General features: G+C 69.2%; 20 protein-coding genes. 11 read left to right on the top strand and 9 right to left on the bottom strand.

The genetic code is table 11. From position 1 onward, the window contains the following. The first annotated feature begins 93 nt into the window (after nt 1–93). On the top strand, nt 94–1,782 hold the full coding sequence (locus ACFY1S_RS12385; RefSeq protein ID WP_387116173.1) for a hypothetical protein: 1,689 nt from the start codon (nt 94–96) through the stop codon (nt 1,780–1,782). A 44-nt stretch (nt 1,783–1,826) separates the two neighbouring features. On the opposite strand, the gene ACFY1S_RS12380 is transcribed toward ACFY1S_RS12385, so the two are convergent. Further along, the gene (locus ACFY1S_RS12380) at nt 1,827–2,318 is read right to left on the bottom strand and encodes an NUDIX domain-containing protein (protein ID WP_364368992.1); all 492 of its coding nucleotides are present in this window, start codon (nt 2,316–2,318) and stop codon (nt 1,827–1,829) included. Nucleotides 2,319–2,389: 71 nt separating this feature from the next. Between ACFY1S_RS12380 and ACFY1S_RS12375 the strand changes: the two genes are divergently transcribed. Further along, nucleotides 2,390–4,024: a fatty acid--CoA ligase gene (locus ACFY1S_RS12375; protein WP_387117617.1), complete on the top strand. Its 1,635-nt coding sequence runs from the start codon at nt 2,390–2,392 to the stop codon at nt 4,022–4,024. 188 nt (nt 4,025–4,212) lie between these two features. Here ACFY1S_RS12375 and ACFY1S_RS12370 read toward each other — a convergent pair whose 3' ends face one another. From ACFY1S_RS12370 to ACFY1S_RS12345, 6 genes are all read right to left on the bottom strand, one after another. Beyond that, nucleotides 4,213–5,223 carry an NADPH:quinone reductase gene (locus ACFY1S_RS12370; protein WP_387116170.1) on the bottom strand — a complete coding sequence of 337 codons (1,011 nt, stop codon included), beginning with the start codon at nt 5,221–5,223 and terminating at the stop codon, nt 4,213–4,215. Between the two features lie 69 nt (nt 5,224–5,292). Continuing rightward, nucleotides 5,293–5,946 (bottom strand): HAD family hydrolase, encoded by a 654-nt coding sequence (locus tag ACFY1S_RS12365; protein ID WP_387116167.1) that lies wholly within the window; start codon nt 5,944–5,946, stop codon nt 5,293–5,295. Between the two features lie 32 nt (nt 5,947–5,978). Continuing rightward, complete coding sequence (locus tag ACFY1S_RS12360) at nt 5,979–6,803, bottom strand: hypothetical protein (RefSeq protein WP_387117614.1); 825 nt, start codon at nt 6,801–6,803, stop codon at nt 5,979–5,981. Between the two features lie 183 nt (nt 6,804–6,986). Continuing rightward, complete coding sequence (locus ACFY1S_RS12355) at nt 6,987–7,706, bottom strand: FKBP-type peptidyl-prolyl cis-trans isomerase (RefSeq protein ID WP_387117611.1); 720 nt, start codon at nt 7,704–7,706, stop codon at nt 6,987–6,989. 100 nt (nt 7,707–7,806) lie between these two features. Beyond that, the gene (locus tag ACFY1S_RS12350; RefSeq protein WP_387116164.1) at nt 7,807–8,445 is read right to left on the bottom strand and encodes a DUF4241 domain-containing protein; all 639 of its coding nucleotides are present in this window, start codon (nt 8,443–8,445) and stop codon (nt 7,807–7,809) included. Between the two features lie 72 nt (nt 8,446–8,517). Further along, the gene (locus ACFY1S_RS12345; protein ID WP_387116161.1) at nt 8,518–9,525 is read right to left on the bottom strand and encodes a Ku protein; all 1,008 of its coding nucleotides are present in this window, start codon (nt 9,523–9,525) and stop codon (nt 8,518–8,520) included. A gap of 85 nt (nt 9,526–9,610) precedes the next feature. Here ACFY1S_RS12345 and ligD (ACFY1S_RS12340) point away from each other — a divergent pair, with 85 nt between their 5' ends. The 4 genes from ligD (ACFY1S_RS12340) (at nt 9,611) to ACFY1S_RS12325 (ending at nt 13,865) form a co-directional block, all read left to right on the top strand. After that, nucleotides 9,611–10,552: a non-homologous end-joining DNA ligase gene (gene ligD, locus ACFY1S_RS12340; protein WP_387116159.1), complete on the top strand. Its 942-nt coding sequence runs from the start codon at nt 9,611–9,613 to the stop codon at nt 10,550–10,552. Further along, nucleotides 10,542–11,456 carry a non-homologous end-joining DNA ligase gene (ligD, locus tag ACFY1S_RS12335; protein ID WP_387116156.1) on the top strand — a complete coding sequence of 305 codons (915 nt, stop codon included), beginning with the start codon at nt 10,542–10,544 and terminating at the stop codon, nt 11,454–11,456. The genes ligD (ACFY1S_RS12340) and ligD (ACFY1S_RS12335) overlap by 11 nt, the downstream gene beginning before the upstream one ends. Nucleotides 11,457–11,990: 534 nt before the next feature. After that, nucleotides 11,991–12,743 carry a TIGR03089 family protein gene (locus tag ACFY1S_RS12330; RefSeq protein WP_387116153.1) on the top strand — a complete coding sequence of 251 codons (753 nt, stop codon included), beginning with the start codon at nt 11,991–11,993 and terminating at the stop codon, nt 12,741–12,743. A gap of 159 nt (nt 12,744–12,902) precedes the next feature. Beyond that, nucleotides 12,903–13,865 (top strand): zinc metalloprotease, encoded by a 963-nt coding sequence (locus tag ACFY1S_RS12325; protein WP_364368964.1) that lies wholly within the window; start codon nt 12,903–12,905, stop codon nt 13,863–13,865. 56 nt (nt 13,866–13,921) lie between these two features. Here ACFY1S_RS12325 and ACFY1S_RS12320 read toward each other — a convergent pair whose 3' ends face one another. Continuing rightward, on the bottom strand, nt 13,922–14,188 hold the full coding sequence (locus ACFY1S_RS12320) for a hypothetical protein (protein ID WP_387116150.1): 267 nt from the start codon (nt 14,186–14,188) through the stop codon (nt 13,922–13,924). Nucleotides 14,189–14,640: 452 nt separating this feature from the next. Between ACFY1S_RS12320 and ACFY1S_RS12315 the strand changes: the two genes are divergently transcribed. The 5 genes from ACFY1S_RS12315 (at nt 14,641) to ACFY1S_RS12295 (ending at nt 19,531) form a co-directional block, all read left to right on the top strand. Beyond that, the gene (locus ACFY1S_RS12315) at nt 14,641–14,868 is read left to right on the top strand and encodes a winged helix-turn-helix domain-containing protein (RefSeq protein WP_387116147.1); all 228 of its coding nucleotides are present in this window, start codon (nt 14,641–14,643) and stop codon (nt 14,866–14,868) included. 390 nt (nt 14,869–15,258) lie between these two features. Then, a complete protein-coding gene (locus ACFY1S_RS12310) occupies nt 15,259–16,326 on the top strand; it encodes a protein kinase (protein ID WP_387116144.1) in 1,068 nt (355 codons plus the stop codon). Between the two features lie 479 nt (nt 16,327–16,805). Beyond that, complete coding sequence (locus tag ACFY1S_RS12305) at nt 16,806–17,831, top strand: hypothetical protein (protein ID WP_387116141.1); 1,026 nt, start codon at nt 16,806–16,808, stop codon at nt 17,829–17,831. A 1-nt stretch (nt 17,832) separates the two neighbouring features. Further along, a complete protein-coding gene (locus tag ACFY1S_RS12300; RefSeq protein WP_387116138.1) occupies nt 17,833–18,021 on the top strand; it encodes a toxin-antitoxin system HicB family antitoxin in 189 nt (62 codons plus the stop codon). A gap of 172 nt (nt 18,022–18,193) precedes the next feature. After that, a complete protein-coding gene (locus tag ACFY1S_RS12295; protein WP_387116135.1) occupies nt 18,194–19,531 on the top strand; it encodes a hypothetical protein in 1,338 nt (445 codons plus the stop codon). A 112-nt stretch (nt 19,532–19,643) separates the two neighbouring features. Here ACFY1S_RS12295 and ACFY1S_RS12290 read toward each other — a convergent pair whose 3' ends face one another. Further along, a complete protein-coding gene (locus ACFY1S_RS12290) occupies nt 19,644–20,015 on the bottom strand; it encodes a DUF4267 domain-containing protein (protein ID WP_387116132.1) in 372 nt (123 codons plus the stop codon). Nucleotides 20,016–20,085 lie beyond the last annotated feature (70 nt).

Here is a 20,085-nt window from a genome sequence, read left to right as displayed (position 1 = left end):
CCCCCGGCCGGTCGCACGGGGCGTACCGGCCGGCGCCGCTCGCGGCGGCTCCGCCGGCCGCGCGCGGTCTTCCTACCTACTCGGGGGACGTGCATGCCTCAGTACCTCGGACGCCGCCTGCTCGGCGTCGGTCTCGCGCTGCTCACCTCAGCTGCGGCAGTCGCGACGACGCAGGCCACGCCAGCCGCAGCCGCCGGCCGCGCCGACCTACGGCTCGACCTGACCACAGTCAGCTCCTCGGCCATGATCTGGCCGGACCGGACGACCGTGGTCGTGCGGGCGAGCGTCGACAACATCGGCACGGCGGGCGTGGACGATGTCCGGGTCTCCTTCAAGCTGCCCTCCGGCAGTTCGATCGCCGGAGCATCCTGGCAGTGCGACTACACCACATTCGAATGCGTCCACTCCTACGGCGCGGTGCCGGCGGGCGGCTCGGCGGAGCCGCTACTGATCTACCTCAACCTCCCGGCCGGACCTGCCGGAAAGGTCGCCACCATCGCGGCGACGGCCTCGACCAGCGCGCGTGAGGTGACCAGGACCAACAACACCGACCAGGTCCGGACGACCTACGCGCTCGCCGCGGACCTGCACCTGCTGCCCGGCCCGGACACCGGAGTGTGGGGCGAGACGGACGTGCCGGTCGATGGTGGCCTGCTCCAGCCGATGTTCACGGTCAAGAACACAGGTACAGCGACCGCGCAGGATCTTCGGCTGGTCGTCGACCGCCCGACTGGCGTCACGCTTGACGGCGAGCCGTCCGGCGCCGACGGTTGGACCTGCGATCTGGCGTCGACGCCGTTGATCTGTACCGCCGGTCCGCTGGCCCCGGACGCCACCGCCGCCATCACCATCCCCATGCGGGCTGCGGCAGGCGTCGACGACGAGCGCTTCTCCGTGCACGGACGGGTCACCACGTCCAGCCGGGAGTGGATGACCGACTCGAACAACGAGACGGACGTGCTGTACCGCTACGTCGGTCCCGGCCCGGTGGACGCCACCGACATCGCGGTCACAAACGTGGTGCTCCTCGACGACCAGGTGGTCGCGGGCGACACCGTGCCTGTCGGTGTCGTGGTGGAGAACCTGTCCGACCAGCCGGCCGAGGACGTCCGGGTCCGTCTGCTGCTCGCCCCCACGGTGCGGCCGACGGCCGGCGGTGCCGGCAATCCGGACTGGACGTGTGAGCCGGGGCAGGAGGCCGGGAGCGGCGTCTGGTACTGGGAGTGCCAGCGGGACGCCGTGTACCGAGGCGAGTACCACTACCTCCCGCTCGACGTCACCGTCGGCGCCGGTACGCCCGCCGGCCCACTGACCCTGACGGCGGCGGTGACCTCCGCGAACCCGGACACCGACCAGGCCAACAACACCCGTTCGGCAACGACTGCTTACCTGCCCCAGGGCACCGTACGCGGCACCGGCTGGTACGACGAGAACCGCGACGGCCAGCGGGACGCCGGTGAGCCGTTGATCGGCTACGAGCCGCCGGTGAACACGCTGACGTTCATCCCCGAGGGCGGGTCCCCGATCGAGGCGCCCAGGTCCGGATTCTCGATCTACGGCGACTACGAGCGCGCGTTGCCGCCGGGACGGTACGTGGTCCGGGCCGGGCTGACCTACGGCTGGCTGCCCACCACCCCTGACGTCGGGGACGACGCGACCGACTCGGACGTCACGCTGGTGCCGGAGTCTCCGTACAACGCCCCGTACGCCGACAGCACGGTGATCGAGGTGGTCGACGGCGGTGTGGTGACGATCGACGTCGGTGTGGTGCCGGCGACCTGATCCGACCTGGTGAGGCCCCGGAGCCGACCGGCTCCGGGGCCTTCCTACTTGAGGATCAGGCGGTTGGTCTTCTCGAAGACGTCCAGGTCGGCCAGGGTTTCCAGGACCGAGCCGGAGAGCGGGGCGGGGAACCGGTCCCGGGGGAAGAAGCCGGCGTCGGTGGTCTCGTCGGTGGTCCGGGTCAACTGCCCGTCCCACTCCTCGACCTTGAACGCCGTGGTGAAGACCTGGTACGTGTGCCCGTACATGTTGGTGCTGGTCCGGTCCGGGCCGGTGTAGAGGGCGAACGCGCAGACCCGCAGCGCCCTCAGCCCGGTCTCCTCGCGGACCTCCCGCACCGCGCAGTCGGCGATCGACTCGCCCAGCTCCATGGCCCCGGCGGGCATGGCCCACTGGCCGTTGTCGGAGCGTTGGATCAGCAGGATGCGTCCGGCGTTGTCGCTGACCACGGCACGGGCGCCGACGAACATCAGCGTCCGGTCCCCGGCGAGCGCGCGTAACTGTCCCACGTACGAATCGGCCCAGGAGATGCTCACCTGCGACAATTTACGGGGGTTCCCAAGGTGTGACCGGCGACACTAGCTTGTTACCCATGCGTAGCACGATGATGGACGCCCCCCTTCAGGTCTCCCGGATCCTCGACCACGGCGCCACCGTGCACGGCGCGGCGGAGGTGGTCACCTGGACCGGCGCCGAACCCCGCCGGATGACGTACGCCGAGGTGGGTCGGGCCGCCGCCCGGCTGGCGCACGCGCTGCGTGACGAGTGCGGGGTGACCGGCGACGAGCGCGTCGCCACCTTCATGTGGAACAACAACGAGCACCTGGTCGCCTACTTCGCGGTGCCGAGCATGGGCGCGGTGCTCCACACCCTCAACATCCGGCTCTTTCCCGACCAGGTCGTCTACATCGCCAACCACGCCGAGGACCGGGTGGTGCTCGTCGACACCACCCTCATCCCGTTGCTGGCCCGGGTGATCGGCGAGCTGACCACGGTTCGGCACGTGGTGGTGGTCGGCGGCGGCGATCCGGCGCCGCTCGTCGCGGCCGCCGGTGACCGGATCACCGTGCACCACTGGGACGCGCTGCTCGCCGACCGGCCCGAGGTGTACGACTGGCCCGAGGTGGACGAGCGCGACGCGGCGGCGCTCTGCTACACCTCCGGCACCACGGGCAACCCGAAGGGTGTCGCGTACTCGCACCGGTCGATCTACCTGCACTCCTTGCAGGTCTGCATGCCGGAGGGCTTCGGTCTCGGGCCGACCCACCGGGAGCTGGCCATCGTGCCGATGTTCCACGCCATGTCGTGGGGCCTGCCGTACGCGGCGTTCCTCTCCGGCGCGTCGATGATCATGCCGGACCGGTTCCTCCAGGCCGCCCCGATCGCCGAGATGATCGCCGCGGAGCGGCCCACCCTGGCCGGCGCGGTGCCGACGATCTGGACCGACCTGCTGGCCTACCTGGACGACCACGACGTGGACACCTCCTCGCTCACCGAGGTGATCGTCGGCGGGTCGGCCTGTCCGCCGGCGTTGATGCACGCGTTCGACGAGCGGTACGGGATCGACGTCATCCACGCCTGGGGGATGACGGAGATGTCCCCGCTGGGGTCGGTCTCGCGTCCACCGGCCGGCGCGAGCGGTGAGCAGGCGTGGCGGTACCGCTACACGCAGGGGCGGGTGCCGGCGGGGGTGCAGGCGCGGATCGTCGGCCCGTTGGGCGAGCCGCTTGCCGTCGACGGCACGGCCGTGGGGGAGTTGGAGGTCCGAGGGCCCTGGGTGACCGCCCGGTACGTCGGCGACGACGTCCCGGACGAGGAGAAGTTCCGCGACGGTTGGCTGCGTACGGGGGACGTGGGCACCCTCTCGCCGGACGGGTACATCACGTTGACCGACCGCGCCAAGGACGTGATCAAGTCCGGTGGCGAGTGGATCTCGTCGGTGGAGCTGGAGAACGCGCTGATGGCCCACCCGGCGGTGCTTGAGGCATGCGTGGTGGGTGTGCCGGACGAGCGGTGGGACGAGCGGCCCCTGGCCACCGTTGTGGTCCGGGAGGGCGCCTCGGTGACCGCCGAGGAGCTGCGCGAGTTCCTGGCCGGTTCGGTGGCCCGCTGGCAGTTGCCCGAGCGGTGGGCGTTCATCGACGCCGTGCCGAAGACCAGCGTCGGCAAGTTCGACAAGAAGGTCGTCCGTTCGCAGTACGCCGGGGGCGAGCTGACTGTCCGGGAGCTGACAGCCCCGTAACGTATTTCCGGGCACCGTCGCCTGTTGGGTGAGGGATTACTCCTGACATTCCTCCCCAGGGGGGCGGCCCCGGCGTTCGCACCGCGCCGGGGCCGCCCGTTCCACGCGGGGCGACCCGCACTGTCATTGTTGCGAAACTTGTTCGCCTCTGTCCCGATGACGGGGAAATCGGGTGGTGAGCGACCCGATCAGGCGTCGCTGGTGCTGATCAGCACCTTGCCCACCGCCGAGTCCTCCACCGCCTGGTGTGCGTCGGCCGTCCCGGCCAGCGGATAGCGGTGCAGCGGCAGGCCCGCGCCCGCGCCGACCCGGATGCCGCCCTGGTTGGCCGCCGCCGCCACGTCGACCACCCCCTGCGCCTTGGCCGCCTTCGGCTCGGTGTAGACGAGCACGAACTGCCAACGCGCGTTCGGCGCCATCATCGGCCGGACCGGGATGGTCACCTCGCCCCCGCCATCGTCGGCGTACATGCACACCGCGCCGCCGTGCCGCAGCACCTGCACGTCGACTGCGGCGTTCCGGGCGGGGGAGACCTCCACGATCGTGTGCACCCCGTCGGGGGCGATCCTGCGGACCTCCTCGACCACGTCCTGCTCCAGGTAATTGATCACGTGGGAGGCGCCGGCCGCCGCCGCGAGCTGCGCCTTCTCCGCGCTGCTCACCGTGGTGATCACCGTGGCGTCGGCCCAGCGGGCGAGCTGGATCGCCGCGTTGCCCACCGCGCCCGCCCCGCCCTGCACCAGCACCGTGTGGTCGGCCAGGGCGCCGGCGCGCAGCGCGTCAGGCATGAACTCACCGGCGGTCAGGCAGCGGTGCGCGGTGAGGAACGGGATGCCCAGACTGGCCCCCACCTCGAACGAGGCGTCGCCCAGGCGTACCACCTGCCGGACCGGCACCAGCGTGTACTCCGCGGCGGTGCCCCACGGCCGCCGCCAGGCCGCCTCCCAGATCCAGACCCGCTCACCGATCAGCTCACGGCCGACCCCCTCGCCGACCGCCTCCACCACACCCGCCCCGTCCTGCCCGGGGATCTGCCACCCGTCCGGCGCGGCGCTGCGGCGGGACTTCCAGTCCGTCGGATTCACCCCCGAGACCGCCACCCGGACCAGGACCTCGCCCGCTCCCGGCTCCGGCACCGGCCGGTCGACCAGTTCCAGCACCGAAGGATCGCCGGTGCGCTCGTACACGATGGCTTTCATCCGTGGTCTCCTCACCCTGCACGGCTTCCGCGCCGAGCACCGCGGCTGCGGTACCCCGCTCAGCCTCGATCAACCCAGGTCGTCCACCAGCTCCGGGGTCAGCTCGCCGATCGCGGCGAGCGACACCACGGCCAGCCCGGCCGCGTCCGGGTCGAGAGGGTACGACCCGTGCGGCACCGCCACCACACGCATCCGGGCGGCGGCGGCGGACCGGACCCCGTTCGACGAGTCCTCCACCGCCACGCAGCGGGCCGGGTCGACGCCGAGGTGCCGCGCCACGCTCAGGTACACGTCCGGGGCCGGCTTGCCGCGTTCGGTCTCCTCGGTGGACAGGGTCGTCACGAACGCGTCGGTGAGACCGGTGGCGGCCAGCGCCGCCGCGATCAGCCGGGTCGGCGACGAACTGGCAAGCCCCAGCGGCCACCGCGCGGCCAGCCGGCGCACCACCTCGTCGGCGCCGTCGATCAGGGGTACGTGGTCCCGGTAGCGCCGGGTCATCTCCTCGACCACCTCGTCGGCGACCTGCCCGGCGGTGCGGTCCACCCCCAGCTCGCCGCTGAGGTAGTGCGCCCACTCGCCGGTGCTCATGCCCATCAACCGGCGCTGCGTGTCCGGTTGCCACGTGCCGCCGTGCGCCGCCACGTACGCCCGCCGGACCTCCTCCCACACCGGCTCGGAATCCACGATCACGCCGTCCAGGTCGAAGACCACCGCATCCGCCACGGGCCCATCCTGCCCGACCCGGAGGCGTCCGGTCAGCCGGGCAGCGCGGGCAGTCCGATCGGGCTGCCCTCCGGGATCAGCGTGTGGCAGGACCTGGCGATCGGCTCCAGCAGCTCCCGGAGCCGGTCCGTGTCGTCGGAGCCGAGGGCCTGCCACGGGTGGGCGGCGGCGAGGTCTGTGGCGTCCTCGACCGCCTGGAAGCCGGCCCGGCCGTGCTCGGTGGCCGTCCCGTCCGGTGTCAACCAGCCCCGCTGCGCCAACCGCTCGCGGGCGGCCCCCCACTGCTCCTCCGACCAGCCCCGACCCAGCAGGTTCACCGGCGACATGTCCACGGCGACCCGCCACGCCAGGGTCTCCACCGGGTCCAGGCCGGCAGCCACAAGCGCCGCCACGTGCCCGTCGCCCCGGTGCTCGCGCAGCGTGGTCGCGGCCTGCCACATCCGGGCCAGGGGGTACTCGCCTACCGGCAGCGCCGCGTTGACCGCGCCGAGCAGCCGGCCGGCCGTCTGCGCCGCCCCGGCGGCCCGCTCCAACAGATCGGCGGTCTCCACCAGATGGGTCTCCGGCAGTTCGTACGTCAGCTCGGCGAGGGCCTGCACCGCGCCTGTCAGCCGGGCACGCAGCGCCTCCTGCGGAGTGGCCAACCGCCACACCGCTGGCAGAGCCCTGGTCACCATGGGTGGCGCGAAGGTGAAGAACGCGGAGATCACCGGGGCCGCCTCGGTGGGGCCCAGCGGAGCGGCCCGCCCGGCGAAGTAACCCCGCCAGTAGCCGCGCAGCCCGACCGCCTCGTACGCGGCCCGCGCCCGGGGGTGGAAGTAGGTGACCGCGTGCACCGGCTCGAAATGCGTCCACATCAACCGGGCCGTACGCCCAGGCTCGTCAGTCACGTGCACCTCCGCGTCCCGCGTCCGCATGGTCACCCCGGACGGTGGGCCGCCCGGGGTGACGCCGAACCTACTGCCGGAGGGTGACGGGCCGGAAGCCCCATGTGAACAACTCCATCGCGGCCCGGCGACAACCGGGACGATCCGGGCAGGTCATTGGGCGGCGAGCACGTCCACCATGAAGCGCAGCGGCCCGGTGGGGCGTCCACCGGCGGCGGCCTCGTCGTTGCCGTACGCCAGCTCGCCCGGAATGTCGAGCTGCACCCGGCTGCCCACGGTCACGCCGACCAGGCCCTGGTCCCAGCCCGGGATGACCTGGCCGACACCGATCGGGAAGGAGGCCGGCTGGCCGGAGTTCCAGGACGAGTCGAACTCCTTGCCGTCCTTGTAGAACACGCCCACGTAGTTGGTGGTGATGGTCTGCCCCTGCTTCACCGCCGGGCCCGTCCCCTTGATCACGGGGGTGACCGTGAGCTTCTTCAGCTCGCCCTTGCCCGCCGTCACCTTCGGCTTGCTGCCCAGCGCCGGGTCGGCGCCCTCGGGCAGCTGCGGGGCGGGCGGCGCGGTGGGCGCGTCCGGAGCCGCGGCGGAGGCGCTCGGGGTCGCGGCGGCCTGGTTCGCGGACTTGTCGTCGTCGCCCCGCGTCTTGTCGATCCACACGAAACCGCCGATCAGCAGTGCCATCACGGCGATGCCGGCGAGACCGCCGGCCCACGCGTTGCGGCGGCGCTTCGCCTCGGCGGCCTTCTGCTCCGCCAGCTGGGCGGCCAGCCGCCGCCCCGCCTTCGTCGCCGGGCTCTGGCCCTCCGACCGGTTCTGCTGCGTCCGCTCGCTCACGTCGTCGACTCCCTGCTGCGAAGGTGTGGCCGGCACCCGGTGCCGGGGGGAAAGCCGACGCACACGGTACCCGCCCGGCGGCCTACCGTGCCCGCCCCGGACGGCACGGATCGCCCAGGGACGCCGTCGGAGGCGATTATCCCGGGACGACCATGAAGTCGGTCACGAACGAGGTGACCCGCCCGTCGGCGGCCCGACCGATCCAGGTGCCGTAGCAACCGTCACCCCAACCGGTGGCGACGGTGACGACGTTCGCGCCGGTCGCCTCGTCCAGGACTGCGGTGATCAGCCCCGGGACCGGCGACGAGGGCAGCTCCGCCGGGATGAACACCTCCTCGACCTGCTCCTCGTCCCAGGTCTCCAGGACGGCGAGCGCAGTCGGGTCGGCCAGCGTGCCGGCGCCCGCGTCCACCCCGTACCCGAAGTAGTCGTCGGCGCCGAGGTCGGTGACGTCCTGGTCGCCGACGACTGCCGGCTCCCAGCGGACCGTCGGCCCGTCGGAGATCACCAGCTCCAGCGCGGCTACCCGCCGGTCCACCTCGGCGTCCTCCCGGAGCACCGCGGCCACCCAGGCCCGGGCCGGATGCCGCCCCGGGGGCACGGTCACCGTGAACGGCTCGGCCTCCGGCCGGACCAGCGGGTCGCACCCGACCACCTGACCGGTCGGCAGCGCGATGTCGCCCACCGGGTGGACCTCGATCAGGTACGCGCCGTGCTGGTCCGTGAATCGGGCGCCGGGCGTCAACAACCGACCCAGATCAGGGGTGTACGGCATGGGGGCTCCTCCGGTGGCCACTGGCCGGCGGAGCGTACCCGGTCCGGCGGACACCCCCGGTGCGGCGTACGGTCAGGCGCTCTTGCGGGGCGCGGTCTTGCGCGCGGTCGTCTTCTTCGCGGGCTCCGCCTTCTTCGCGGGGGTCTTCCTGGCGGCGGTCTTCTTCGCCGGCTCGGCGGCCTTCTTCTCCGCCGTCTTCTTCGCGGGCGCCTTCGTCGCCTTCTTCTCGGCCGTCTTCTGCGCCGAACGGGCCGACGAGATAGGCGTCGGCTCGCCACCGCCGCCACGCGCGGGCTGCTCGCCGCGGGCCGCCCGGGCCCGGTCCACCGACGCCTTCAGCGCGGCCATCAGGTCGACCGCCGCCGCCGGGGCCTCCTCGACCTCCTCCGGCTGCACGACCTCCCGACCCTCCACCTTGGCGTCGATGACCTCCTGCAACGCCGCCCGGTAGTCGTCGGTGAAGACGTCCGGCTCGAACTCGCCGGTCATCGAGTCGATGAGCGAACTGGCCATCGCCAGCTCGGGCGGACGCACCTTGAGGTCCTCGTCGAGGAACCCGAAGTCGGGGGTACGGATCTCGTCCGGCCAGAGCATCGTGTTGAGCAGCAGCACACCCTCGCGTACCCGCAGCGTGGCGAGCTGCTCCCGCTGGCGCAGCGCCACCTTGACGATGGCGACCCGCTCCGAGTCGATCAGCGCGTCGCGCAGCAGCACGTACGGCTTGGTGGCCGTGCCCTCGGGCTCCAGGAAGTACGCCTTGTTGTAGAGGATCGGGTCGACCTGCTCGGCGGGGACGAACTCCAGCACGTCGATCGCGCGTGAACTGGTCAGCGGCAGGTCGGCGAAGTCCTCGTCGGTGAGGATCACCATCTCGCCGCCGCCGATGTCGTAGCCCTTGGCGATGTCGTCGTAGGTGACCTCCTCGCCGCAGACCGAGCAGGTGCGCTTGTAGCGGATCCGCCCGCCGTCCTCGCGGTGCACCTGATGGAACCGGATGTCCTTCTCCTCGGTCGCGGAGTACAACTTCACCCCGATCGAGACGAGCCCGAACGACACGGCTCCCTTCCAGATGGCACGCATCCTGCGCTCCCTTCCCCGGTATCGACCATGCTCGCATCCGAAAGAACCGGACGCGAGGTGTTCGGCCTGCTACTACAGTCGGGTCGTGCCCGGCGCGCCGCTCAAGCCGATGCTCGCGATGACCGGGTCGCTCCCGGCCGGTGACGGCTGGGTGTACGAGTTCAAATGGGACGGCATCCGCGCCCTCGCCGACATCTCCGACGGTGCTCAGCGCCTGTATGCCCGTTCCGGCGCGGAGATCACCGCCGCGTACCCGGAGCTGGCCACGCTGCACGAGCAGGTCGACGACGCGCTGTTCGACGGCGAGGTGGTGCTGCTCGGCGAGGGTGGGCAGCCGTCGTTCACGGCTCTCGCCGAGCGGATGCACGTGCGGGACCGGAGCAGAGCGGCCCGCCTGGCGGCGGTCATGCCGGTGACGTACATGATCTTCGACCTGCTGCGGTGGAACGGCGACGATCTGACCGGCTGGCCGTACGAGCGCCGCCGCGAGGCCCTTGACGCGCTCGCCCTCGGCGGTGCCCGGTGGGCGATCCCGCCGGTCTTCTCCGACGGCCCGGCCACCTACGAGGCGGCAGGTGAGCACGGCCTGGAGGGGGTGATGGCGAAGCGGGTCGGCGCCGTCTACCGCCCCGGGGTGCGCTCGCCGGACTGGGTGAAGGTCAAGCTGGAGGTGACCGGTGACTTCGTGGTGGGCGGCTGGCGGCCGGGAGCGCGCCGGATCGGTGGTCTGCTCGTCGGAGTGCCCGGCCCGGACGGTCGGTTGATCTACCGGGGGCGGGTCGGCGGCGGGATCGGCGTGGCCATCGAACGGGCGCTCCTCGCCGAGCTGGAGCCGCTGCGCTCCGGCGCGTCGCCGTTCGCGGCGGGTGTGCCGCGCGAGGATGCCCGGGGCGCCATCTGGGTAGAACCGAGGGTGGTGGTGGAGGTGAAGTACGGCCAGCGCACCCCCGACGGCCGGCTGCGCTTCCCCCGGGTGCTGCGGTTGCGCCCGGACAAGCCGCCGGAGGAGGTCGACGATGCCGGCTGAGCGGCTACGGGTGGATGTCGAGGGCCGCCCGCTTGAGCTTTCCAACCTGGACAAGGTGCTCTATCCGGCGGCCGGCTTCACCAAGGGCGAGGTGATCGACTACTACACGCGGATCTCGCCTGTGCTGCTGCCGCACCTGCGGGACCGGCCGGTCACCCGGATCCGTTTCCCGAACGGGGTGGACGACAAGTCGTTCTTCGAGAAGAACACGCCGGCCGCGACCCCGGACTGGGTACGCGTGGAGAATCTGCCCGCGCCCGGCTCCACGAAGGGCCGGGAGACCATCGACTACGTGGTCGCGGACGACCTGCCCACCCTGGTCTGGCTTGCCAACCTGGCCGCGTTGGAGCTGCACACGCCCCAGTGGAAGGTCGGCGAGCACCCCGACATGATGGTTGTCGACCTGGACCCGGGCCCGCCGGCCGGGCTCGCCGAGTGCTGCCCGGTGGCGGTGCTGATGCGTGACCGGCTCGCCGATGACGGAATCGACTCGTACCCGAAGACGTCTGGCAAGAAGGGCATGCAGCTCTGCTGCCCGATCGCCGGCACCCAGTCGTCCGATGTCGTCTCCGACTACGCCAAGCGGATCGCGCAGGAGCTGGAGAAGGCGCACCCGAAGCTGATCGTGTCGAAGATGGCGAAGAACCTGCGCCCCGGCAAGGTCTTCATCGACTGGAGCCAGAACAACGCGGCGAAGACGACAGTGGCGCCGTACTCGCTGCGGGCCCAGTCGGTGCCGTCGGTGTCGACGCCGCTGACCTGGGACGAGGTCGAGGCCGGCGCCCGCGGCCGGAGGCCTGCCGTCCGCCAGTTCACCGCCGCCGAGGTCCTGGACCGGGTCGAGGAGTACGGCGACCTGCTGGCCGCGCTGCTCGACGGCGGCCCGGAACTGCCTCTGAGGTGAGGTGGGACGGCGTGGTTCCCGATGAGGGTTCTGCCATCGTCCGAAGATCGAGGGCTCACTCTGGGTTTCCCAGGCTCCGCGACGGGGTCTACGTCACTGAGCGCAAGTCTGCCCGTGCCCCCGGCCGGACCGACCAACCCCTTTGCTCTGCATACCAATAGGCAACACCCACGTTGAGCTGCGACTTCATGCCGGCCTTCCTGGGCGGCGGCCATCGTCGTGCTCGCGCAGCGTGAGTGTCGCGTACAGGTATGCAGAGCAAAGGCCGGGGGTGATGGGTGGCGGACCGCGCTCGGCGTCACCTTGTGTGATCGGCCGGACATCCGTCGTAAGCGGGCACCGAGCCGGGAGGTGCGCGGCAGCGGGCGACCGTCCTCGCTCGCCACGAGATGACCAACAGGCGAGCAGGGGCGCAGCCGCCGCCGACCAGGGCGATCGCGACGACGGCGGGCACCTGCCGCCGCTCCCGGTGCACGCTGACCACCAACGTCGTTGCGTAGGGTGGTGCCGACGTCGTCACCCGGGAGCACGCAGATGCAGCCACACGCCACGGCCGACCCGATCGTCCCGCCCACAGCGGCCGAGAGCCCGCTGCTGAGTTACCGCGACGAGGCGACGGGTGAACGCGTCGACCTGACCGCACAGCAGGTCGGCGCCTGGTCGGCGCGCAGCGCGAGTCTGCTGCGGGACGGCTGCGGGCTCGGCCCCGGCAGCCGCGTAGCGGTGCTACTGCCGCCGCACTGGCGTACGGCTGCGGTGTTGTTGGGCGCGTGGGCGTGCGGCCTGGCGGTGTCGTTCCGGCCGCGCGCCACGGCGGGTCTGCCAGTGCTCGAACCCGGCGGTGACCGGCCGTTCGACGCGGTTTTCGTGACTCCGCAGCGGCAGGACGACTGGCTGGAGGACGTGCCGGACGCGCCGCACCGCTACCTGGTCGGCACCGGGCCGGGCCGGCTGGCCGACGTGCCGTTGGGCTGGTTGGACTGGTCCGCCGAGGTGCTCCGCCACCCGGACGTCACGCCCGACCACACCGCGATCCGCCCGTCCGATCCGGCCAGCGCGGACGGCACCACCTACGGCCAGTGGGGGGCGCTCGCCCGGGAGGTCGCCGGGATGCTCGGCCTGCGTCCCGGTGACCGGCTGCTCGTCGACGCGGCCGAACACGAGCAGCCGTTGAAGTGGTTGCTCGCGCCGCTGTCGGCTGGCGCGTCAGTGGTCATCAGCGCCAACCTCGACCCGGCCCGGCGGGACGCCGTGGTCGCCGCCGAGCAGGCCACCCGGGTCCTCTGAACTCCGCCGGAGCGGCCAAACAGCGCTTGCCGATCCGGATCCGTTACATCGCCGTCCGCCCTGCTCAGAGGGTCTGTTGTCGATGTCGTCGGCGTGTTCTCATACCCGAGCAAGGACGTCATCGACGCCGCACCGCCTCCCTCACTGAAAGGTGCACCGATGCGCAGGAGACCGACCTTCCGACTGGCGGTCCTCACCGCCACCGCCGCGACGCTCCTGGCGTCCGGCGGCGCCTCCGGGGCACTCGCCACGGCCGCCCCCGCGACCGCCTCCCCGGGCGTAGCGGCGTGCGAGCCGGGCGCCGACCCGCACGGCGCGGCCCGGCTCGCCCAGGGCGCCACCGCCCAGGAACCGGAGCTGTACTCAAAGAACGAAGCCAACGCCTACGGCGTGGTCAAGGACGCTCCGCGCCTGCCGAACGGCAGCGTCACCATCCCGACGGTCTTCCACATGATCTCCGACCATCCGCTCACCACCGCCGAGACGACCAGGTGGAACAACCTGATCGCCGCGCAGATGACGGTGCTCAACGACTCGTTCGCGGGTCGCACCGCGGCGGACGCCTCCAACACGCCGTTCCGGTTCTCGCTCGTCGACACCACGTGGACGGTGAACAGCGCCTGGTACACGGTGGAGCCCGGCAAGAACGAGCGGGACATGAAGAAGGCGCTGTACACCGGTGACTCGGAAACCCTCAACGTGTACGCGGCCAATATCGGCGGCGGGCTGCTCGGCTGGGCGTACTTCCCGAAGGGCTACAACAACGGCCGCGACTACATCGACGGCGTGGTGATGCTCGACGAGTCGATGCCGGGCGGCACGGCCGGCAAGTACGCACTCGGTGACACGCTGACGCACGAGGTGGGGCACTGGCTGATGCTGGAGCACACCTTCGCGCACGGCTGCTCCGCCTCCGGCGACTTCGTCGCGGACACCCCGCGCGAGGCGGCACCGCAGTTCGACTGCCCGGTGGGAGCTGACACCTGCACCGCGCCCGGGCTCGACCCGATCCACAACTTCATGGACTACACGCAGGACTCCTGCATGAACATGTTCACCGCCGGTCAGGCCGACCGGATGAGCGACGCCTGGGTGGCGTTCCGCGCCGGCGGCGCCGGCTGACGCAGGCGTTGTCGGGGCTGGCGGGCTGCGTCCCGCCAGCCCCTTCGCGTTCGTCCTCACCGCCGGTTGAGCCAGGGCGGGCGCCGCGAGCAGGGCGTGTTGTGGTCGGTCGGCAGGGCACACCGGCCGCCGCCGGTTAGTCGCCGGTCGCAGAAGACCCAGTGGCGTACGCCCTGCTGATCCTCGGCCGACACGGTCACCCCGCCCGGCTCGACGCGGGCGCTGAGCCGGGCCAGCACGCGCGCGGCGGTCCGGGCGAGGATCCGGGCCCGAAACAGATCGGGCGCGGTGACCGGCAGGTGGATCACCCAGCGATCGGTCATCGGTAACGGTGGGACTTGTTCTGGCCTGCTGCCATCGGTTGTCGTTCTTGGCGTCGGTTCGCCAGCCGGCGGTTCAGGTCGCGCACGGGGCACCGCCCTTCTTCGGATCGCGTCGAAGTGGAGAGGGCGGCCTCCGCCGGTTGCGGGCGGCGGAGACCGCCCCACCCTGCGACCGCAGCCTTCATCGGCGGTACGGCAGCAGGGCCGCGCCGGGGGAGCGCGGAGGGTGAGGTCTCGGCGGCGATGCGAGACCGGTACGAGAGGCGCCAACCGACCGCAGCAGCACCGCATCACCGACAGTGACGCTACCGATATCTGTCACCTCTGTCAACGCTCTCTTACCTGTCGAATCTAGCTGTCACTGCTCACCTGCTTCTCCTGCGTCAGTTGTTGCCGCTCTTTCACCTGTTGCTCGATACTGGGAGGGCCAACCGACTGCAAGGGGCCTCCACGTGCCGATTCCGCCGACCATGGACGAGTTGATCAACGATCTGCTGAGGCGGATTGAGGTGGGCGAGTTCCAGCCCGGGTCAAAGATTCCGTCTACTCAGCAGCTGTCCGACCACTACGACGTGTCGGTGTCGACGATCCACCGGGCGGTGGCGGTCCTGCGTGAGCAGGGCGTGTTGGTCGGCCGTCCGGGTCGGGGCGTCTTTGTGGCGGAGGCTCCACGGTCCTGATTGGGGCCAGACCCGGTGGCGAGTCGGCCCGCAGAACGACTGCTACACCGCCGATAACTCGATTGCGAGATTCTGCAGCTCGTGGCTTCGGTTGCTCTTACGTGCGAGAGCTTCCCGTGTCATCTAAGTAATGCGCCTCCGCCTTTGGGCACGCCGTGTGGCAGCGTCATCCGAGCGGGCTCGGCCGTAGATGATGGGTTTACCCTTCGAGCCGTCAAGGGCGCCCGGTATCCAATATTTTACTGGCATAGCAACCAAATCGACTCTGAAGTTAAACCGATCGGCTGCCTCCTGTTGGGCTGTGTGGCCTAATTTTGCCGGCTCGTGGTGCGCTAGAACGGGAGGTCGGCATCCAAGGGGTAGGATTCCCCATCCGAGGAGGGTTTGAGGATGACCGCAGATGCCGCTGAAAACCTTATAGGCCTAAAACTGGATGGGGGATGGCGAGTCCTGGAGAAGCTTGAACCGGGCCCCTATGCAACTGGTGGCACTTTCTGCACCGGATACCTGGTTGAAAGCGACGAGGGGCGGCGAGGCTTTTGCAAGGCGCTCAACCTTGCGAGAGCCCTCAGTTCGCCCGATCCCGCGAAACTCCTCGAACAGTTGACGAAAGCCTACAATTTCGAATGCGACATTCTCAACAAGTGTGCCGAGGCCCGAATGTCGCGCGTAGTCTTGGCAATTGATCAAGGCGTGGTGGATGTTCCAGGGTTTACCTTCCCAAGGGTAAATTACATAATCTTCGAGCAGGCAGGCGGCGACATCAGAGCCGCGCTCAACGCAGCCGCTCAGGTGGACGTTGCTGCGAGGCTTCGTTGCCTGCATCACGTTGCGACTGGCCTCCAGCAGCTACACAGGCAGCAGATTGCACATCAGGATCTTAAGCCTTCGAACGTTCTTGTCTTTGGCGGTCAGGGCTCCGAGCCGGCGGACGTAAGTAAGGTTTCAGACCTTGGCAGGGCAACAGATAAGGCTATTCCCGCAGCCCACGACGAGTTTCCAATTGCAGGTGACCCTAGCTACGCGCCCCCTGAGCAAATGTATGGATTTGTTCCAGCGGATTTCGGCCCGCGCCGATTGGGATGCGACCTACATCAGCTCGGGAGCTTCACCGCCTTCCTCTTTACGGGGGCATCGATAAACGCTCTCCTCCACCAGGAGTTGCACCCAATGCACTCCTGGCGCAACTGGGGCGGTACATACGATGAAGTTCTGCCTTACCTGCAAGATGCGTTCGGTCGTGTACTCGCTCGCATAGCCGAGGATATCCCAGCGCCAATCAGGGGCGAGATCATAGAAATGATCCGTTATCTCTGCGACCCTGACCCTGACCGTCGCGGTCACCCTGAAAGTAGAAGACAGATTTCCGGTAACCCTTACGATTTAGGTCGCGTGGTCACCCGATTCGACCTTCTGACCAGGAGAGCTGAGATTGATCTACGACGCGGTGTTCGATGACAGCCTTACCAAACCATACACCACGGCATGTTCTGCCTCGATGGAGACAGTGGGGGCTGGCGCGGCGTAGCGGAGAGCTCGACCCTTTGGTAAGAGGCGATCGTAAGCCGCCGCCTCACGCCTTCGCCGAGCACCAACGAGCCTTTGAGAACGGGCCAGGGGTATACACGGCTGGAGACCTCCTTTCGGCAGCCGCCGTCGTAGGGTCTAGCTCACCTGCCGTAACTTCGGCGGCGGCCCTCATTTTGTCAAAAGGGGACGCGCCTGCTTCAGTGCAGCGGCTTGCGCGACACATGGTCGGTGAGCAGAAGGGCCTTGTACAGGCGGAAGCGCCGCCGCAACTCGACGTATTAGGTATTCGGAGTCGGGTTCGGCACCTACGCGAAATCCTCACGCGCGAACCGCAGAACGCAATTAGGTGGGCCGACTTAGCGCGTGCTCATGCCGCTCTAGGATCCGGTGATGCGGCGCATAGGGCGATGATTGTGGCGCTCCACGTAGGGCCTGTCAACCGCTTTTTATTGCGGGCCGCTGCAAGGTTTTATATTTATCGAGACGAGCCTGATCGAGCACTATATCTGCTAAACAATCATCATGGTCACCTTTCTGATCCCTGGGTCCTGTCTGCTGAAATTGCTACGTCGAACTTCACTGACCGAACCTCGAAGCATATTCGTCGTGGGCGGAAGATGATTGAAGATCGAAGTATAGGGCCGTGGCACATTAGTGAGCTTGCGAGTGCTATATCTGCCGTGGAACTCCGCTCTGGTCGTATCCGCCAGGCGCGGAAGATGATGGCCGTGGCGCTTGAGCAACCGACGGAAAACTCTTTAGCCCAAGCCGAATGGTCGTCATCTCACGGGCTTGCGCTACCGGCGGAGGCAGAACGGGCTGACCTTCTTGAAGCGCCCACTGGATATGAAGCACGAGCTCTCTACTTTGCCAGCACGGGTGACTACGAAAAGGCCGTCACTAATGGCATGATGTGGTTGGCTGATCAGCCATTTGCCCTCGACCCTGCTATCTTTACCTCCTACACTGCGGCGGTGCTGGCGGGCGACGACAGCAGGGCCGCCGAAGCCGCTTCTGCTGGCTTGCGCGCCTATCCGCATGCTGAAATCCTTCTCAATAACTACGCATTCGCTTGTGCTCGTTCAGGGCGCCTGGCTGAGGCAGAGGCTGCCCTCGACCGTATCCGGTCAACAGAGCCGAGCGACACCAGTTCTGCTATTTCAATCGCAACTCGCGGGCTGCTCCTCTTTAAGTTGGGGCAAATCAATAGAGGTCGCGATTATTATCAGAGAGCTATTAGCGCGCTTCTGGCTTTCAGGCAAAATGAGGCTGCCGCTTTAGCGGCCCTGTATTGGGCCGAGGAAGAGCTTCTGGTTGGCCAAGCGGACGAGGTGGACAAGGCAATGTCTAGGGCTGGAGACTTGGCCAAGAAGGCAGCCACCGCTGCCGTGAAGGCGCGATCCGCGAGACTGTTAGCAACGCGAAGTCGTTGAGGTGGTGCCGCAGCCGTTCGCCGAGCGCAGCTACTCGGGCAAGTTCAACCTGCGCGTCGGCGAGAGCCTGCGCCGCGCGCGCCATCAACGCCGCCTCGGATGGCCTGAGCCTCAACCAGTAAGTCCTCCGGAAGCTCAGCGCCCGCCTGAACGGTCGGGCAGCTTATGGCGCGCTGGAGAGCGCAGTTGATCAACTAACTGCTCGCTCCCGCTGCGCCCGTTTTTCATCAAGCTCGTCTGGCGAGTTCGCCGACGGCCGGCGGGGTCACTGAACGGCCGCGCCCACCGGCGTGCCACAGCACCTGTGGAGCGGAGCGCTGGCATGCCCGCAATCGACGGTGGCCCGCCGCGTCGTGATCTCGGTGGCGTTCGCCCTTACCCTGCTCGCCACGGCGGTCCCCGCCGCAGCCCACCCGTACGGCTATCCGCAGACCGTGACCATCGTGGCGGACGCGGACCGCCACGAGGTGGTGCACCTGACGTGGAAGCCGGGCGGCGTCGACAAACTGACCCTGCTCGGCGTCCGGCTCGGCCTGCTGCCGCAGGACCGCGTTCTGCTCGACAGCGCGATCTCCTTCCAGGCTTCGGACGTGCCAGTCCTCGCCTCGTCCGCATCGTTCGCGAACTACCTGCTCAGGGAGATGACCGTCAGCACTGACGGACACCTGTGCGCCGGCACCGTCGACCCGCCGTACGACCTCGCGGGCTCCGGTGTGGACTTCGGCTACACCTGCCCAGGGTTGGTCGGCAAGGCCGCCATCGAGGTGCGGATGCTGAGCGATCTCGACCCGCGTGCCAGACGGTGGCGACCGGGCCGCCCGGGACCGTTCTGGTCCCGGGCCGGTGCGCGTCTCGTCACCCGTCCGGTGGAGCCGATAGGATCCGCCATTCCACAGCTTGGCCTGCTCATACGCTTCGCCGAAGGCAGGCGCGCGGTGCGAGCGCCCGCCCATGTTGACGGCTTGGCGGAGGGGTCGATGGCTTCGAGGCGTACACATCGGATGGTGGTGTCGGCGGTTGCCGGCGGGCTGTTCGCCCTCGGCGTGGTCGCGCCGGGTCCGGCGGCGGCGCCATTGCCTCGTGCGGCCCAGGCCGATGGTCCGACGGCCCCCGACACGCGCGAGCCGCGCCCTCCGCTGCTGCCGGCGGACTTCCAGGGCACCGGCCGGTACGTCGTGCGGGATCTCGGCATCGACGTCCCGTTCACCTGGCAGGGCCGTGACGGCGACAGCCAGATGATCGCCGGCGGGCCGGAGCACCCGATCTGGTTCACGAACTTGATCTACGAGAACACCCTCTACACGCTCACCTACAGGTGGCCGAACATCCCGCTGTTCCCGCCCCGCGCGTGCAGCAAGATCCCGGGGTTCTTCAACCGGCAGATCTTCAACGACAAGCTGAAGACCGCCCGCTACGTCGGCCCGGAGATCCTGCAGGGAGAGAAGGACCGGCACGTGGACCACTGGCGGGTGGGCGTGGTCGGAGGTTCCGCAGTGCCGGGGGAGTTCTTCCGGTTCCCGCTCGCGCTCGGCGACATCTACGTCGACCAGCGCGACCCGACCCGGTGGTGGCAGGTGTTGCAGTTCGGCCTGCAGAACCTCTTCGACCCGGAACTCGACGAGTGGTTCACGATGGACACCTTCGAGCACCGCCCCGGCGAGGTCCACCTCCCCGACCGCTGCCCACCCCCCACCCCCTGACCCCCGGCCCCCGGGCCTGGCCCCGGCCGCGGTGATCAAGAGGTTTGCGTCACCGATCGGCCCGTCGGTGACGCAAACCTTTCGATCAACCTGGGAGGGGGAGGGGGTTGGGTTACAGGGCGAACAGCAGGGCGGCGTCCAGGAGGACGACGACGGCCGTCGCGAAGTGGATGCCGAAGGCCACGGCCTTCGTTCCGCCGTTGCGCAGCACGATGAGCGTGTCGCCCAGCGGGACGAGCGCGACGATCAGCATGAACCACGCGACCGCGTCGGCAGTGGTGAAGGCGATCAGGGCGAGGCCGATCAGCCCGAAGGTGAGGTCCTTCAGCCCTTTGACCGTCAGGTAGGCCGGGTCGCCATCCGGCCGGGCCGGCACGCCGTAGCCGGCGGCCGCAGCCTGCGGCACCAGCAGGAACCGCGCACCGATGAAGACGACGAAGAGGCTGAGCACGACGGCGAGCCCGTAGGCCAGGGGTGACAACATGATCCGCTCCAATGTTCTAGCGCCGCTAGATATGTGAGCGACGCTAGCAGAGTGATGATAGGAACGCTAG

Source organism: Micromonospora sp. NPDC000663 (genome assembly GCF_042898105.1).
Taxonomy (GTDB): Bacteria; Actinomycetota; Actinomycetes; order Mycobacteriales; family Micromonosporaceae; genus Micromonospora.
The sequence above is the reverse complement of the archived record's forward strand: the minus strand, read 5'-3'. Positions and strand labels throughout refer to the sequence as shown.